Origin of the sequence: Olsenella sp. oral taxon 807, from assembly GCF_001189515.2 — a bacterium.
Classification (GTDB): domain Bacteria; phylum Actinomycetota; class Coriobacteriia; order Coriobacteriales; family Atopobiaceae; genus Olsenella_F.
Window position 1 is genome coordinate 630,272 of the sequence record NZ_CP012069.2, and the last position, 15,407, is coordinate 645,678.

Annotated in this window: 12 protein-coding genes; 8 read left to right on the forward strand and 4 right to left on the reverse strand. The window is 61.6% G+C overall.

Annotated features, from left to right (window positions below):
- Positions 1-14: 14 nt before the first annotated feature.
- Complete coding sequence (locus tag ADJ70_RS02685; protein WP_050343262.1) at positions 15-1,598, reverse strand: ATP-binding protein; 1,584 nt, start codon at positions 1,596-1,598, stop codon at positions 15-17.
- A 24-nt stretch (positions 1,599-1,622) separates the two neighbouring features.
- The gene (locus ADJ70_RS02690) at positions 1,623-4,517 is read right to left on the reverse strand and encodes a VWA-like domain-containing protein (protein WP_157051370.1); all 2,895 of its coding nucleotides are present in this window, start codon (positions 4,515-4,517) and stop codon (positions 1,623-1,625) included.
- 353 nt (positions 4,518-4,870) lie between these two features.
- Here ADJ70_RS02690 and ADJ70_RS02695 point away from each other — a divergent pair, with 353 nt between their 5' ends.
- From ADJ70_RS02695 to ADJ70_RS02725, 7 genes are all read left to right on the forward strand, one after another.
- Complete coding sequence (locus tag ADJ70_RS02695) at positions 4,871-5,881, forward strand: hypothetical protein (protein ID WP_050343266.1); 1,011 nt, start codon at positions 4,871-4,873, stop codon at positions 5,879-5,881.
- Positions 5,878-6,489 carry a very short patch repair endonuclease gene (locus ADJ70_RS02700; protein ID WP_050343268.1) on the forward strand — a complete coding sequence of 204 codons (612 nt, stop codon included), beginning with the start codon at positions 5,878-5,880 and terminating at the stop codon, positions 6,487-6,489. Before ADJ70_RS02695 ends, ADJ70_RS02700 begins: the two co-directional genes overlap by 4 nt.
- A gap of 143 nt (positions 6,490-6,632) precedes the next feature.
- Positions 6,633-7,433: a metallophosphoesterase family protein gene (locus ADJ70_RS02705; RefSeq protein ID WP_050343270.1), complete on the forward strand. Its 801-nt coding sequence runs from the start codon at positions 6,633-6,635 to the stop codon at positions 7,431-7,433.
- A 1-nt stretch (position 7,434) separates the two neighbouring features.
- A complete protein-coding gene (locus ADJ70_RS02710; protein WP_050343272.1) occupies positions 7,435-8,022 on the forward strand; it encodes a DNA-deoxyinosine glycosylase in 588 nt (195 codons plus the stop codon).
- A complete protein-coding gene (locus ADJ70_RS02715) occupies positions 8,019-9,923 on the forward strand; it encodes a GNAT family N-acetyltransferase (RefSeq protein WP_050343274.1) in 1,905 nt (634 codons plus the stop codon). The genes ADJ70_RS02710 and ADJ70_RS02715 overlap by 4 nt, the downstream gene beginning before the upstream one ends.
- Before the next feature lie 34 nt (positions 9,924-9,957).
- The gene (locus ADJ70_RS02720; RefSeq protein ID WP_050343276.1) at positions 9,958-11,199 is read left to right on the forward strand and encodes a deoxyguanosinetriphosphate triphosphohydrolase family protein; all 1,242 of its coding nucleotides are present in this window, start codon (positions 9,958-9,960) and stop codon (positions 11,197-11,199) included.
- 40 nt (positions 11,200-11,239) lie between these two features.
- Positions 11,240-11,761, forward strand: coding sequence for a hypothetical protein (locus tag ADJ70_RS02725; protein WP_050343277.1), 522 nt, complete (start codon positions 11,240-11,242; stop codon positions 11,759-11,761).
- 721 nt (positions 11,762-12,482) lie between these two features.
- Here the strand turns inward: ADJ70_RS02725 and ADJ70_RS02730 are convergent.
- Positions 12,483-13,184, reverse strand: a complete 702-nt coding sequence (locus tag ADJ70_RS02730; RefSeq protein WP_050343279.1) for a response regulator transcription factor — start codon at positions 13,182-13,184, stop codon at positions 12,483-12,485.
- Positions 13,181-14,284 (reverse strand): sensor histidine kinase, encoded by a 1,104-nt coding sequence (locus ADJ70_RS02735; RefSeq protein WP_172674430.1) that lies wholly within the window; start codon positions 14,282-14,284, stop codon positions 13,181-13,183. The genes ADJ70_RS02730 and ADJ70_RS02735 overlap by 4 nt, the downstream gene beginning before the upstream one ends.
- 167 nt (positions 14,285-14,451) lie before the next feature.
- Between ADJ70_RS02735 and ADJ70_RS02740 the strand changes: the two genes are divergently transcribed.
- The gene (locus ADJ70_RS02740; RefSeq protein ID WP_050343281.1) at positions 14,452-15,402 is read left to right on the forward strand and encodes an ABC transporter ATP-binding protein; all 951 of its coding nucleotides are present in this window, start codon (positions 14,452-14,454) and stop codon (positions 15,400-15,402) included.
- Positions 15,403-15,407 lie beyond the last annotated feature (5 nt).

The following is a 15,407-nucleotide window of genomic DNA, read 5'->3' on the forward strand; positions in this document are numbered from 1 at the left end:
CGTGTGGTAGCCACTCATTTTGAGGGAGGACGGGAGGGCTCCCTGCGGTTGGCCACGCCTGTGGCTCCCGCGCCCTGCTCGACGAGCCTGTCGGCCGTATCGAGCAGGTCGAGTCCGCGTTCGTGAAGCATGAGTGCGCGGCTGTGTCTCGTGAAGGACGCTGCACCATGCATGCTCGCGAGGCGCATGAACGCGGGGTCGACGGCGAGGTGCGTCGTGAAGACGAGCATCTCTTGACCGTCGCCAAAGCAGCCATCCAGGAAGTCGAGGACACGCTCGACCTCGCTCGATATCCTGCTTGCGCGAGCAGCGAGGCTAGACTCTTTCGTGTCGAGGACCTCTGAGCAGACGGCCCGAGCGTCCTTGGAACCCTTTGCACCGAGCTCCGTCGATTGGAGCAGGGTTCGGCGCAAAGCGTCAAGAAGCCTTGCCTCTCCCACAAGCTCACGCAGCCTCGCTTCGCTAGCTGTTCCCTTGGCGCGTGCCTCTTCGCTGTGCTCGCGCATCTTTTGGGCGCGCTCGTCTAGTCTGTGTGCCCACTCATGGCTGGCCTGTTCCCTGGCCTGTTCCGCAATGTCGTCTACGGTTTTCCGGGCGCCACGAAGCGCGCGTGTTGCCCCGTCGAGCTCGTGGACCTCATCGAGAAGGGCGTTCAGGAGGAGGTTCACGAGGGCTATTCGCTCGTCGAAGGACGCCTCCTTTGCGCGTCTGGATATCTCACCCTTCGCTGTACCCGCAAGGATGTCTTGTATCTTATAGTCGTCCTCATACTTGGAGAAGAGCTCGAGGTAGAGCGAGAAGTCCTCGGCGACCTCCCTGTCTTGGAGGTACTGAGAGACCAGGTTTTGGTTGACGGCAATCCCTTCGTGCCGACATGCCCGCATCATGCGTGAGAGGTCCTCCCAGCCGCGGGCTGTGACCATGCGTGCCCCATGTACGCCGGTCCGCACCTTGTAGAAGTTCTTGGGCTTGTTGGCAAGGTAGCTTGTGATGGCGGGGTGCACCGCCTGGGTCGTGGCGTAACTCATCCACGCGTCGAGGTTCGGCTCGATGTCTATACGCTTCAGTCGGTCTGTCATGGCAGGGTCAAACTCGCGGGCGGCTCGGTTGTATTCGGGCGGGTTGCCCGCGCAGACGATGACCCAGCCTGTAGGGAGGCGATGCGGCCCGAAGCTCTTGTACTGAAGAAATTGCAGCATGGACGGCATAAGCGTCTCTGAGGCGCAGTTGACCTCGTCCAGGAAGAGAATACCCTCGCGAACCTGTGAATCCTCGATGGCATCATGGACGGTGGCGATGATCTCACTCATGGTGTAGCGGCTTACGCGATAGGTCTTGCCACCGAAGCTGGCCTCAGCGATAAAGGGAAGGCCAAGTGCGCTCTGGCGGGTATGGTGCGTGATCGAGTACGAGACGAAGTTTATGCCCATGCGCTCCGCAATCTGGCCCACGATGGCCGTCTTGCCAATGCCGGGTGGGCCCATCATGAGGATCGGTCTCTGCATCTGGGGAGGGATGAGGTCGAGTCCGGCCTCGTCTTGCGCCAAGTAGGCCTTGATGGCGCCTTCTATCTGCACCGTCGCCTCAGCTATGTTCATGGGGCGTACTCCTTCCAGGTTTCTTTAGTATACCGACATGCTCTCGAACTCCCCTGGGTGTAGGGTGATCTGCATAGCCCAGGCGGGGACGAGCTCTGGTCGGTGGTCCTCGTCATAGAAGACGAAGGTGGTCTTGTAAGGTGGCATGCGCTCGGGGTAGATGCCCCAGCCATCGGTAAAGTAGATGAGTCCCCGCAGGTCATCGAACTCACCGTCTTCCATGAGCTTGCGTACGTGGCGAAAGGCGGGCCTAAAGTCCGTGCCTCCAAATCCTCGGAGCCTAATGTTGCGCCTCCAGTGGTCCAACTCTGCAAGTGAGCTGATTGTTGTGTCGCTCTGCACCTGGGCATCGGCCTGGATGATGTGGATATTGGTCCTCTCAAAGAAGCTCGACTCGCTCGTAAGCACGTCAAAGGTCGTGTTCACGAACTGTTGGACGACCTTGGGCGTGATGGAGCTCGAGGTGTCGATGACGATCGCGAAGTCTCGGATGCGCCTCTCGTCACGATACTCCAGAGGCTCTATGAGCGGGGTATCCTTGTAGAGCTCAAGACCGTAGGTATAGAAGATGTAGTCGAATTCGCTGTCAGAGAGCCGAAGCTGTTCGCCCGAGACGGCAAATTGCCTGAGAAACTCTCGGTAGTCGATCTGCTCGTGGGCACTGACGTCGAGCATTTTGACGAAGCTCTGCGCCTTGGTGCCATACCGTCTTGAGAGCGTCTCGAGGTCTGTGCGCATGGACTTCGCTGCCCTCAGCCAGCGCCTCTTGGAGTCGGATCCCTTCTGGGCAATAACCTCAGGAGGGCTGGGCTGCGCTGGTGATGCGGGGGTGTCTGCGCCAGCGTCGGTGGCGCCTCCGCTCGCCCTGTCGTTGACGGCCCGATCGTCCTTGGCGGGGGAGCCCTGGTGGTCAGAGGGCCCACTTTCGCAGGTCTTGGGGCGATCGTCGCCCCATCCGGCATGGCTCTGCGTGCGCGAGGCTTGCGCCGTTGTGCCCGCGTCATCACTCGTACCCTGCTGATCGTGCCCGACGTCGCCCGGATGGGCCTCGTCGTCGGAGGGGTACCAGCCAGCGTGGTCATCAGCGCCGAACAGCTCGGCCCACTCATCCCTCATGGGGGCATACGCGCCTCCAGCGAGGACGCGATAGAGCCGCTCGGCCGTGATCTCGCCGTGCAACTCGCCGCACAGGCGATCGAACACGGCTCGTTGCTGTCTGCCTCGCTCGCCCTCACGTGGTCCCAAGAGCTCGCACACGACCTTCTCGGCTGCGACGTCTGCAGCGAGGCTCCATGCCTCGCGTCCTACCGTGGTGCCCACGAAGGGGTGGAGCAAGAGGCAGTGCACGAGCGCGTGTGCCATGTCGTGGGCGGGGGCAGCGCGTCTTGTGACAAAGTCCTGTATGAGCTGGTCGACATTGAAGGAGAGCGTCTGGCCATCCACCGCCAGAGCGCTTGTGGCGCCACGTGTGGGGGCAAGGGTGAGAAGGGAAAACGGGCCCGCAAGAAAGGGGTTCTGTGAGACGATCTCGCTGCGCGCGAGCTCAACGATCTGGATCGCGAGCTGAGCTGCGCCGTCTACGCCGCGCTCGACTGCGTCCGCAGGATTGACCCCAGCCCTGTCGAGGGCGACGGTCCCCGCAGCCTCGCGACTGCCGTCTGTGGGGACAGCTGAGACTGGCCTGGGGGTGTCTTTGCCCTTTGTCCCCGCAGGGGGTAGAGCCTCTTGTGCGGTGCCTCCCGTGGCCGGCTTGCCAGGCTGCCTGCGCGTAGGAATGGCGGCCGTGGCATCGCCAAGACGAACCGAGGCTGCGGTGGGTACAGCGCCGTCGGCTTCTCGCACAGCCTCGAGTCGCGCAAGGAGCCAAGTTGCGACTTCGGCATGCCCTGCCACAGACGCTGCCTCCACGGCTGCGGGCAGGTTCGCGGTCGTAAACGTGTCGGGCCAGCTTGCGATGGCCTTGAGCTCCCCCATGAGGCCAGAGCGGGCAAGTACCAGCAACAGCGCCGCGTTGTCCTGCTCGGTCGCGGGCGAAAGAGTGGGCACCATGCGACAGATGAGCTCGGTGTCCTCCTGCAGCCACGAGAGCGCCCGCAACCTGCCCAGAAAGACATCAGGCATCTCGAGGCAGACGAAGGCCATGATGTCCGGGTCAGCCTTGGGTACGATGAGGTTGCCCATGATGAGACGGACGTTGCCATCACCAAGATCCCGTTCGCGATGTAGCTTGAGCAGGTGCTTCGCGAGCGCGAGGCAGGTCTGGGCCGTCTTTGGATCACGATCGCGCGCATGGCGCAGCGCATGCCAGGCCTTGACCACGCAGGCACGAAAGAGGTCATCGAAGACGACGGCATCAAAGAGGCCCTCGGAGGCAAGCGTGCCCACGAGCTTACAGCTGGCGCGTAGGCTTGTAGGGACTGCGTAGGGTTTGCCTATAATCTGCTCGGTTCCAGAGAAGTTGTCAAAGACCTCGGTGGAGACCGTGTGGTCCATGTTGTTGAGAAAGAGCGTCGGACTCTCGCGGACAAGATCGAAACGGGTGAAGCTGCCTTCGTGAGGAAGGAGCGCCCGGAGTGCCTTGGGTTGGCGCACGGCTCCCAGAAGGTCAACGCCCAAGCCAAGAAGCCAGCGAGCTACGTCCTCATTGGCACAACGTAGGGCCAGCGCGAGCGCCCAACCCGTGTAGACGAAGTCTCCCTGAAAGTACTCCCATACCGCCTGTGCGCTCGCGCGAGGACCGTACGTGCAGGCCCGCTCGAGGAGGTCCACGGCCTCAAGAGGCGTGACCTTACTTGTCGACCGCCCGTCGCCTGCCTTCGCGAGAACATCCAGACCATGCCTCACGAGACTGGGCTCACGCGTTGAGATAGCTTCGCGGAGGGCCGCAAGCGCTCGGTCTTTCTCGTCAGGCTCTCTCACATACAGCTCCTCATTCTTATCACGATGGCATGATGCGCCCGGTCACGCCGTGCCATCGTGAGTCTGTCTTGCTGGGTCCAGTCGGTCCTGCGAGTTGGCAAACGCACACCCGCGCCTGCCAACTGTACACCCACCTGTTCAAGTGTACCTTTCAGCTCTTGTACATGGGTTGGTCAAGTCGTATGCCAGTCAGTATCTGGCTGTAGGCGCAGGTTCTTCAAAGGCTTAGATGGATGATGAAAATATCTCTTGCATCGAGCGGCCGAAAACTCGACCATAGGAGTATGCGCGACCAGTAAGGTGCGCGCCCAACGAGGGCGTATGAAGTAGATACGCAAGGGAGGACGGTTCGTATGCCGGCGATTCTCACACATGAGTTCTTTGGCAGGGATACCTACGAGGGCGTCGCTGCCGATCTTGGATTTCTATCCTCGTCCGAGCGCGATGCCTTCTTCTTAGGTAACCAAGGGCCTGATCCATTATTTTACCTTGAGCTTGACCCACGCACCAAGGAGCAGGACGTTGTGGGACGCCTCATGCACCGTCAGCGCCCGGCTGCGCTCCTGGCGTCTTTACATGACGCGCTGAGTATGCTCCCGCAGGCGGAGAGGCCTGTTGCCAAGGCGTACGCGGCGGGATTCCTCTGCCACTACCTGCTCGATAGCGCGGTTCACCCGCTCGTCTTCTCTGAGCAGTACGGTATCTGCGACGCAGGCGTGGAGGGCCTTGACCGCACAGATGGGCGAGCGGTGCATGCGGAGATAGAGCGTGACCTCGACGAGATGGTGCTCTACGTCAAGAGCGGCACAACGATCGAGGACTTTCTTCCCTTCAGGGAGGTGCTCATCGCGAGCGACGAGACGCTCAAGGTGATCGATAAGCTCTTCTTCTACATGAACCTCTGGAGCTTTAGCCGCACCGTGACCCTAGACTGCTACACGCGTGCGGTCAAGTTCTTTCGGCTCGCGCAGCGTGCGCTCTACACGCCAGCTGGCATCAAGGGCAGGGTGATCGCGCCCATCGAGAGGTTGGTGGATCACGCTCGCTACTCGCAGTATCGTGCCATGGCGCACAGAGTGCGTCCTGAGGCTCGGTCTGACTTCGAGAACGCGGAGCACCTGCCATGGGTGAACCCCTTTACTGCCGCCGTGTCGCATGAGAGTTTCTGGGACCTCTATGAGCGTGCCCGTGCGAGCGTACCTACCGCAGTGGGTAGCTTTTTTGCGGAGGACTTCGACGAAGAGAGCGCACAAAGACTCACAGGAAACCTGAACTTCTCTGGCCAGCCAGTGGATCCCGAGGCGCTCGAGGACCCGCCCGTGCCAGCGATCGGCGTGACGCTCGGCGCTGACGCCGACGCATGAGCAAAAGGAACGTCGCAGCGCGCGGGGAGTCGCCTGCCGCAGGGGCAAGGGGAGCCACCGCGCGTGAGGTGAGCTTGGCCACGCACCATGTCATGCAGGCCAACAAGAGCAAGGACACCAGGCCCGAGCTTAAGGTGAGGGCAGCTCTGTGTGCGGCGGGTCTTCGGGGCTATCGCCTGCACTGGAAGAAGGCTCCGGGAAAGCCCGATATCTGCTACCCGGGACGCCGCACGGCGATCTTTGTGAATGGCTGCTTCTGGCATCACTGTCCCTACTGCGACCTCCCTCTTCCACGGTCAAATGCCGCGTTCTGGGAGGCCAAGTTCTCGCGTAACCGGATCCGGGATGAGCGCAGCTGCGCGCAGCTCCTCGCAAGCGGCTGGACCGTGGCTGTCGTCTGGGAGTGTCGGCTCAAAAAAGATCGCTTCGAGTCCACGATGAGCGAGCTGGTTGATGTGGTGCAAGGTGCTGGCCGAGACGGTCGTGCCGTAGGAGCTGGCGGTCGTCTCGTCGTGGTGGGGTCAATGGCTCCGTGGAAGCTCCGTGTGAGTCGCGAGTACCTCTCGGCTACGAGGGCGCGTATCCGCCATCGTTCCTCCATGCAGTGAGTCCCTCGTGTTGAGGTTGGCAAGAATGAATGGCGCGCGCGTGCAGTCGAGTCCAAAGCTTGCTATCCTTACGACATGATGATGGTACGCTAGCAGCTGGGCAGTACGTTCTTGGTTCGTACAGATATGAAGGAGATGCAATCATGGCAACATATGCGTTCTCGGACGTGCATGGCCATAGGGTCCCGCTTGAGAGGCTGCTCGAGCGTGTCTCTCCTGCAGACGAGGACACCCTCTTCATGCTCGGTGACATGGTGGACAGGGGCCCGGATCCGGTGGGCGTGCTGAGGATCTGCCATGACCTCAAGAATGTCCGTGTCATCATGGGCAACCATGAGGACCTTATGGTTGCGTACTTTCAGGCTACAGATGATCCCATGGTGAAGATGAACTGGGAGATCAACGGATCGTACACGACATTGAGCGGCCTTGAGGCCTTGGATGAGCAGACGAGGATCGAGCTGGTCGATTGGGTCATTAACCTGCCTTTTGGTGCGGTGACCAAGGTGAATGATCGCTTTTATATAATGGTGCATGCGGGCATTCGCCCCACAGGCTCCCTGCCCCAGGACCAGCTTACGTCCCAAGGCGTCAAGGACCTTCTCCTTAGCCAGGATCCCGAGGACCTGCTCTGGATCAGGGAGGAGTTCTGGAGCGTGCCGACGGGGCTCATTGACGAGAATGGCGTTGGTCCCATCGTGATCGCTGGGCATACGCCCACAGCCTATCTGGAGGGCATGGCAAACTACCTCGAGCGCTCGCCGCAGGGTGAGGACGGGCTCTGCCGTCAGGTTAAGGTTGGGGCCTGTGAGGCGACCGGTGGTGTTGCCGATCGCTGGGACATTGATTCGGGTGCTGCGGGCGGTGCCGGATTCGGGCAGGTTTCCATGGTGCGGCTCGATGATGGCGAGGAATTCTACGAGCCAATCGCCGAAGGGGAGTAGTGTGTCTGACCGGGCGAGCGCGGCTGTCAGGGTTGGTCAGGCACCGGAACTCGTGACATCGCCTCTGCCGGCCGTCTTTGACGGGCAGAGTCGCGTGCTCCTGCTCGGTACGCTGCCGAGTCCCGCGTCACGGGCGAGGGGCTTTCACTACGCAAACCCCCAGAATCGCTTCTGGCGGGTCATGGCTGCTCTGTGGGACGAGCCTGTGCCACAGGATAACGTCGCCCGGCGAAGCCTGCTGCACCGACATCGGCTGGCGCTGCACGACGTGCTGAGAAGCGCCGAGATTTGCGGCGCTTCGGATGCGTCGATCACACGGCCTGTCGCCAACGATCTCTCGGCCATACTTGAGGCCGCGCCCATCTGTCGTATCTTCTGCACGGGCACTACGGCAGCGCGTCTCTATCGCAGGCATATAGAGCCAACGCTCGGAATCGGCTGCGTGGTGTTGCCGTCGACGAGTCCCGCCAATGCGCGCTGGTCGCTCGATGACCTCGTCGAGGCATATGGGGTCGTTCGCGACGCCGTGGAAGTCGCAGTCGACGCAGTCGTACCCACGGAGACCGACGGGGTGGTGACGGCAGGATGAGCGTTGCCCCGCAACCGGGCGACCTCACGGCATCCGCGACGCTCGTTCGTCGGCCTGCCCAGGAGCTACTCCATGGCTGTGTGGCTATCCAAGAGAGTGGGGGCGGCTGGGTGAGGCCGCAGCGGTTCTCTGATGTGCAGATCAGGGCCTTGGGAAGCGTCAGTGCCTGGCACCCGGGGCTCTACAGGGCCATGGCCCGCGCGACGGCAGGCATCTCGCTCGAGCTCGAGACGGATTCCTCTGAACTGGCGCTCGAGCTGCAACTGGATCCGGAGCCTACAGGAACGCGAGCCGTGTTGGATCACGTGTCCAAACCAGTCACTGTCGGGGTGGGCGGGAAGATGAGCGTGGGCGACACGACGCCCTTGCCTCACGATGGCTTTGGCATTGAGGTTGACGGTCGTCTTCGGATGCCTGTCATGCCCCAGCTCGGAACGAGGACCCTCAGCCTGTGCGTGGACGACCCCGAGAAATCGCCAGCTGCTGGCGTGACGCAGCTACCAGGCTTGGGAGCTGCGCACCGCGTGCGTATCTGGCTTCCTTGTCTGCGTGGCTGTGCGCTGCGCTCCGTCGTGGGAAATGGTACGAAGATCGAGGCACTCCCCATGCGTCGGCAACTGCTTGTCCTCGGTGACTCCATAGCGCAGGGCTTTGTCTGTGGGGACCCGGGGCAGAGCTGGCCCGCACTCCTTGCACGGGACCTCGACCTTGATCTCGTGAACCAGGGGATCGGTGGACAGGTCTTCCAACCGGGGACGCTTGTGGGGTTGAGGCCAGAGGCCGACGTGGCCCTCATCGTGGTGGCCTTGGGGGCCAACTATCGCTATGAACCCTGTCAAGGACCCCTTATCGCACGTGATATCCGACTGTACCTGGACGAGCTCTCACGGCTGTGGCCCAAGGTCCCGACCTACGTCGCAGACCCGCTCTGGCACGACGAGGGGGCGTGGCCGTCTCACCCCAAGAGCTGCTGGAAGGGCGTCAAACGGCTCATCTCCCAGGAGGTGGCGCGCCACAAGCAGATGAGGCTCGTGAAGGGCTCATGGCTGCTCGACCACAAGCGCTCGCTTCTGGCCGACGGCTTCGAGCATCCGAACGCCGAGGGTATGCACCAGATTGCCGAGCGTCTCGGCGTGGTCATAGTCTCGTGCGAGACGAGTTCGGCTGAGCTGCGAGCGCGTGGTCTCGCGACGCTGCGCGACGCCCCCCGGCGTACCTTCCCGCTTACCGAGATGCTGCGGCGAGACATCGGCAAAGTCGAGTTCGCGAGGGAGGGCTGTGTGCTCGTGCGAACGCCTGACGGCATCCAGACGCTCTGGGCGGGTGACGCCACGCTTGGACGCTCTGTGATCAGGATGCTGGTCCACGCGTCCGTGGTGGTCGTCCTCGAGCCGGCGCTCGTGCGCGACGTCAAGCTGTGCTGCGGGCTCATGAGGGTTGATCCCTATCGCCTTGCGATCCTTACGGACAAAAGACTTCCCAAGACGGATGTCAAGCGCGAGGTGAGACAGCTTGACGAGAGTTACTTCGATACGATATGGGCATCCTATGGTCCTACAGGCTATGCGAGCGAACGAGAGCTGCACACGCTTCTACAGTCGGGTGGCATCCTCGGTGGTTTTAAGGGCGACGAGCTCGTGGGCTTTGTCGGTGAGCACCCCTGTGGTTCGATCGGCATGCTGACGGTGTTTGATGGGCACAGGCGCCATGGCTGGGCACAGGCGCTCCTCTTAGCCAAGATACGTGAGCACATGGACAGAGGATGGACACCGTGGGCAGAGGTCTATCCGGACAACAGGGCGTCGGTGTCGCTCATGCGACGAGTGGGCATGAGCATTACGTCGGCAAACGAGCAGTGCTACCTGAGCGCTGATGACGAGGGTGCCGATATGGATCTCTAGCTGTGAGTTCAGCTGCCTACATGGAGGAAACGCAATGACCACATTGACGAACAGGTTAGCGCCGGGGCTTTCTGGCGAACTCTCGCCCGCTGCGACACAACGCGTCGCAAAGATCCGCGCGGCGGGTGGCATCTCTCCCTTTGCCACGGCAGACTCGTCGGTCATACGACGAGATACCTCCCATGATCAGGCGTCGCTTCTGCGTCCTGCCTTTGTCCGCGACAGCGAGAAGGTCATTCATACGCCGGCGTACAATCGCCTGAACGGCAAGACGCAGGTCTTCTCCTTTGCGGCAAACGACGATATCACCCGACGCAACCTCCACGAGCAGCTCGTTGGCCGTGTGGCTCGCGATATCGGGCGTGCCCTCGGTCTTAACCTCGACCTCATCGAGGCCATAGCACTTGGTCACGACATCGGGCACACGCCCTTCGGACACGCGGGAGAGCGCTTTTTGAATGACGCCTATCACCGCCGCACAGGGCGCTGGTTCTTTCACAACGTCCAGAGCGTGCGTGTGCTGGACGTCCTCTATGGTCGCAACCTCTCCCTCCAGACGCTCGATGGTGTCATCTGCCACAACGGGGAGTTCGAACGGCAGGTCTTTGAGACGAGCGGCCTTTCGGACTTCGACAGCTTCGATCGCGTGGTCGAGTCTTGCTGGCAGGACGGTGAAAAGACCATCGACAAGCTGCGGCCCATGACGCTCGAGGGCTGTGTGGTGCGCATCTCTGACATCATTGCCTATGTGGGCAAGGATCGCCAGGATGCGATACGTGCCGGCCTCGTGGGTGAGGACAGCTTCGATGATGGGCTCGGCGGGGCCTACAACGCCTGGGCGCTCTTGGCGCTCTGTGCGGACGTGGTCGAGAACAGCGTGGGCAAGGACCGCATCGAGATGAGCGAGGCGGGTTTTGCAGAGCTCAGACGTGCCAAGCGCGAGAACTACGAGAAGATCTATGGCTCGGCCGAGGTGGATGGGGACCTGCCCCGCGCGGTGGGGGAGCTCTTCGACAAGCTCTTCGAGCACGAGCTTGAGGCGCTGCACAGAGGCGACGAGCGTGACGCCATCTTTGCCCACCACATCCTTCCGTTGGAGCGCCAGCTTGGCCACTATGGGAGGAGCTATGACTGGCAGGGTGACGTAGACCAGACTGTGTGCGACTTCATCAGTTCCATGACGGATGACTACTTTGTGGCTATCTGCGTGTGGCTCTTTGAGGAGGCGCGAGACCTCTTCCCTACGCGAGGCTACTTCGATGGGATGGGATCGTGAGCCGCAACGTACGTGCGGGGAGGAAAGGAATTGATGCACCATGAATGTGACGGCGTGGCTTTTCGCAGCTGCCCTCGCAGCCCGTTCCATGGATACGAAGACGTTTCTCATCGGGTTGGCCGTTATGAGCGTACTCATGTATGTGGCATATCGCTGGGACGAGAAACGGAAGAAGAAGCTGATCGGCGAGGGGAAGTTGATCGAGCGCGACAGTGGGTTCGAGGAAAACACTGAGGACTTCACCATCGCCTCCCAATGTGACCCCATGGTTGCGCCCGCCGTGCGCTCCATCTCCTTTGACTCATGCCGCGCGAAGCTCGTTGAGGATGATGGGGTGACCTTTGTCATCGCGAGGCCCAAGGACTGGAAGGCGGTGCTCACCCGAACCCTGCAAGACCACAGGACCTGTACCTACAACTTCAGGTTCATCCAATGGGAGGACAATGCGAACAGGCTCCACATGAACATGCTGCTCACGGCGGTTGAGAAGCTGTTCTTGTCACTCGACCCAAACGTCAAGGTGCACGTGCGTAAGATGAACGTCAAGACGACGTATCGCTGAGCCCGCCTTTCGCAAATCCGTGGCGCGTGGTGTCATTCATAAGGTTCTTCGGGGGTTCGTGTGGGTTGACGTCTTGGCGAAGATGCCAACCTAGCAACGGCGCCACTCGCTCAGAGCCTGGTTTTCCGACCAAGCGAGAGGGACCAGCGAGGAGGCGCCGCCGGCACGCCATGGTGGCTGGGGCGCTCGTGCCACCTGACGCAGCTCGCGTCGCGATTCGTATCGCGACTCGCGACTCAACAGTGTACACAAATGCCCCAAAACGACGCGGAGAGGCCATTTTGGCCGATCTGTGTACACTCCTGCGTCCCCACGGTTGTCCACAACAGCGCAACAGTGTACACAAATGCCTCAAAACGGCACTGATAGGCCATTTTCGGCGATTTGTGTACACTATTGCGTTCTCGCGTCTGTCCGCAACAGCGCAACAGCCCAACAGTGTACACAAACGCCCCAAAACGACGCTGAGAGGCCATTTTGGCCAATCTGTGTACACTCCTGCGTCCCCACGGTTGTCCGCAACAGCCCAACAGTGTACACAAATGCCCCAAAACGGCACCGAGAGGTCATTCTAGCCAATTTGTGTACACTCTTGCGTTGTCGCCCTGGCGGTGACGCAACCACCCACCCACACGAACTCACGAAGCTTCATTCATAAGGTCCATCGACGTTGGATGGCTGCGCGTCTGCCCTTGAGTGTCGGACGCTACGACTGTACCCCTCAGCAGCAGTTCCTATAGAAGAACACGGCGATCTGCGTGCGGTTTTTAAGGCCGAGCTTCGCGAGGATGGATGAGATGTGGTTGCGGACGGTGCCTGCGCTCAGACAGAGGGTGTCTGCGATCTCGCGATTGTCAAGACCATCTGCCACGGCGCGCACCACCTCCCGCTCGCGCTCTGTGAGGGGTGCGAGGGCGCCCTCGACCGACAGGGTCTCAGGCTGTGGCGCGCCACCATGTTTTGGTGCCCCAGCGTTATGCCTGGGTGCCTGAGTGTCACCTGTACCCGCTCGCCTCGCACCGAGCGTCGTCGCGCGCTCGAGCACCTCTCCCTCAAGCACGACCTGCCCCGCCATGACCGATCTGAGCGCGGGCGCTATGGTCGAGATGTCCTGCTTGATGAGGTAGCCACGGGTTCCCAGCCTGAGCGCCCGTACGATGTACTCGTCGTCCGAGAAGGTCGTGAGGAAGACGATGCGTGCGCCGGGGTGTCTGGACAGGATCTCTTCCGCTGCCGAGAGGCCGTCGCATCCCGGCATCTGGATGTCCATGAGCAGAACATCGGGCAGGCACTCCTCAAAGAGCGCGATGGCATCGTCCCCGCGCGTACCTGTGGCAATGGGCTCGATGTCGGCCTCTATCGAGAGTATCAGGCTCAGTGACTTTGCGACGATGGGATCGTCGTCCACGATTATGACTCTCATGCGGCCGACGCTCCTCTTGGAATGGAGGCAAAGATCCTGAACCGTCCCTTTCCTGAGCTCACACGCAGCGTTCCGTCCAGAGCTTTCACGCGCTCTTCCATCGAGCGAAGGCCCATACCCCTCTCGAAGAGCGCGGGGATGTCCCCTTGGATGTCTGTAGGAACCCCGTCATTTGTGATGACGAGCTGCCAGAGTGCGGGAAACTCGCTCACGCGCAGCAGTATCCATGTTGCCTGCGCATGGCGCTCTGCGTTCGTGACGGCCTCGCGCGCAACCGCCACGAGGCAGCGCGTCTCGGTGGGCGTGGGCTCATGGTCCAAGGCGCAGTCGACCTGGGTGTCTCTCACCGAGCTCGAGGCAACCAGCCCGTTGAGCTCGCAGGAGAGGTCCATGCCCGCATCCTCCAGGGCATGCACGCTCGCACGCAGGGTGTCGAGGGCGTCGTCGAGGCCTGCCTGTATCTCGGTGAGTTCCTGCAAGATGGCCTCGTCGTTGCCGTGCACCACCTTGTATGCCGCCACCTGGTAGATGAGGCGCGTGAGCTTGTGTCCCACACCGTCATGGACCTGGCGGGCCAGGCGGGTACGCTCCGCGAGCGTCGCCGCGTGCGCCTCGGCCTCGCGGGTATCTGCGAGAGCGTGGTTTCTCGTCTGCAGGTCGATGATCGTGTCGGAAAGCCTGTCCTCGACCTCATGAAGCTGTCCTGTGACGGTGTCCAGGCGTCGCTGCCTCTCTGCAAGCAGGAAGGCGAAAGACGCCGTCGCAAGCACGGCTGCCACGAGCGTCGGCGTGCCCGCTCGCCCCATGAGTGCCGCCGCGATAAGGGTGAGGGCCCACGGCAGCCGCATCGCACGACTACCGATGCGCGCGAGCTCGAAGACAAGCAGAGGCAGGCAGTACATCCCTCCCGGGACGAGGGCAAGTGTCACGCCAAGGACCACCAGCGCACGCTCCGTCGCGAGCCTGAGTCGCCGTTGCGTAAGATCGCAGGCAAAGGTCACCCCGACGCTCACGACGAGGCAGGCGACCGGTACCGTGCCTGTCGCCTTTCCCAGCATGCTCAGGCAGACGCACAGCGTGAGGATGCAGCTTCTGTCCATGGTCTTCTCCATGTCTACCATTGTAGGGGCAGTCCAGGGCTCGTGTCTCGGCAAGACGGGTGACATTTGTCATGGCTGTCGCCGGGCTGGTCGTGACGGTGCTCACTTCCTCATTCGTCGACCCTTTGCGAGAATGGACGCATAAGAACGAGACGAGGGGGATCTGTATGGCAGCCGAAGAGGTCGTGCGTGTCGACAAGCTCGTGAAGCGCTATGGGGAGCTGTGCGCCGTAGACCATCTGGATATGAGCGTCAGGCAAGGTGAGATCTTTGGCCTCCTTGGTCCCAATGGATCAGGCAAGACCACTGCCATCAACTGCATCCTACAGCTGCTTCGCTATGACCACGGCAGCATCTCCGTCTTCGGCCAGAGCATGACGCCGACGTCCTATGGGCTCAAGCGTCGCATCGGCGTGGTGCCTCAGGAGGTGGCCGTGTACAAGGAGCTCACGGTGCGTGAGAACATCGACAGCTTCTGTGCCCTGTACGTGCGCGATCGCGCTCGTCGTCGAACCTTGGTCGACGAGGCGATCGCGTTTGTCGGACTCGAGAGGTTCGAGAGGTTCAGGCCCAAGAAGCTTTCGGGAGGCCTCCTCCGCCGTCTGAACATCGCCTGCGGCATCGCTCATAGGCCCGAGCTCATCATCTTGGACGAGCCCACGGTCGCGGTGGACCCCCAGAGCAGGAATGCCATCTTGGAAGGCATCCGCAGGCTTAACGAGGCGGGCTCGACGGTCATCTACACCTCCCACTACATGGAGGAGATCGAGGAACTCTGCAGTCTCATCATGATCATGGACCACGGACGCAAGATCGCCTCTGGCACGGTTGAGGAGCTCAAGGCCTTGATAGGCACTGGTGAGAAGGTCGTGGTGGAGCTGGACGGGGCGCCGGGTGAGCTCGTGGAGCGCGTGCGCCGGCTCGATCACGTGCGTGCGGCTACCCTGGAGGACGGCGTGCTCCATGTGGAGTGCCTCGCCGGAAGGCACAACCTCGCGGACGTCCTTGCGACCATCACCGCAGCTGGAGCCTCCTATGGACGCGTGCTCTCTGAACCGCCGACGCTCAACGAGGTCTTCCTCGAGATCACCGGGCGCGAGCTTCGCGACGAGGCGTGAGGAGA

Excerpts from the sequence above, each read along its gene's own strand:
- ADJ70_RS02730 (WP_050343279.1), bottom strand. The coding sequence starts at position 13,184 with ATGAGAGTCATAATCGTGGACGACGATCCCATCGTCGCAAAGTCACTG.
- ADJ70_RS02740 (WP_050343281.1), top strand. The coding sequence starts at position 14,452 with ATGGCAGCCGAAGAGGTCGTGCGTGTCGACAAGCTCGTGAAGCGCTAT.
- ADJ70_RS02695 (WP_050343266.1), top strand. The coding sequence starts at position 4,871 with ATGCCGGCGATTCTCACACATGAGTTCTTTGGCAGGGATACCTACGAG.
- ADJ70_RS02735 (WP_172674430.1), bottom strand. The coding sequence starts at position 14,284 with ATGGACAGAAGCTGCATCCTCACGCTGTGCGTCTGCCTGAGCATGCTG.
- ADJ70_RS02705 (WP_050343270.1), top strand. The coding sequence starts at position 6,633 with ATGGCAACATATGCGTTCTCGGACGTGCATGGCCATAGGGTCCCGCTT.
- ADJ70_RS02685 (WP_050343262.1), bottom strand. The coding sequence starts at position 1,598 with ATGAACATAGCTGAGGCGACGGTGCAGATAGAAGGCGCCATCAAGGCC.
- ADJ70_RS02725 (WP_050343277.1), top strand. The coding sequence starts at position 11,240 with ATGAATGTGACGGCGTGGCTTTTCGCAGCTGCCCTCGCAGCCCGTTCC.
- ADJ70_RS02715 (WP_050343274.1), top strand. The coding sequence starts at position 8,019 with ATGAGCGTTGCCCCGCAACCGGGCGACCTCACGGCATCCGCGACGCTC.
- ADJ70_RS02720 (WP_050343276.1), top strand. The coding sequence starts at position 9,958 with ATGACCACATTGACGAACAGGTTAGCGCCGGGGCTTTCTGGCGAACTC.
- ADJ70_RS02700 (WP_050343268.1), top strand. The coding sequence starts at position 5,878 with ATGAGCAAAAGGAACGTCGCAGCGCGCGGGGAGTCGCCTGCCGCAGGG.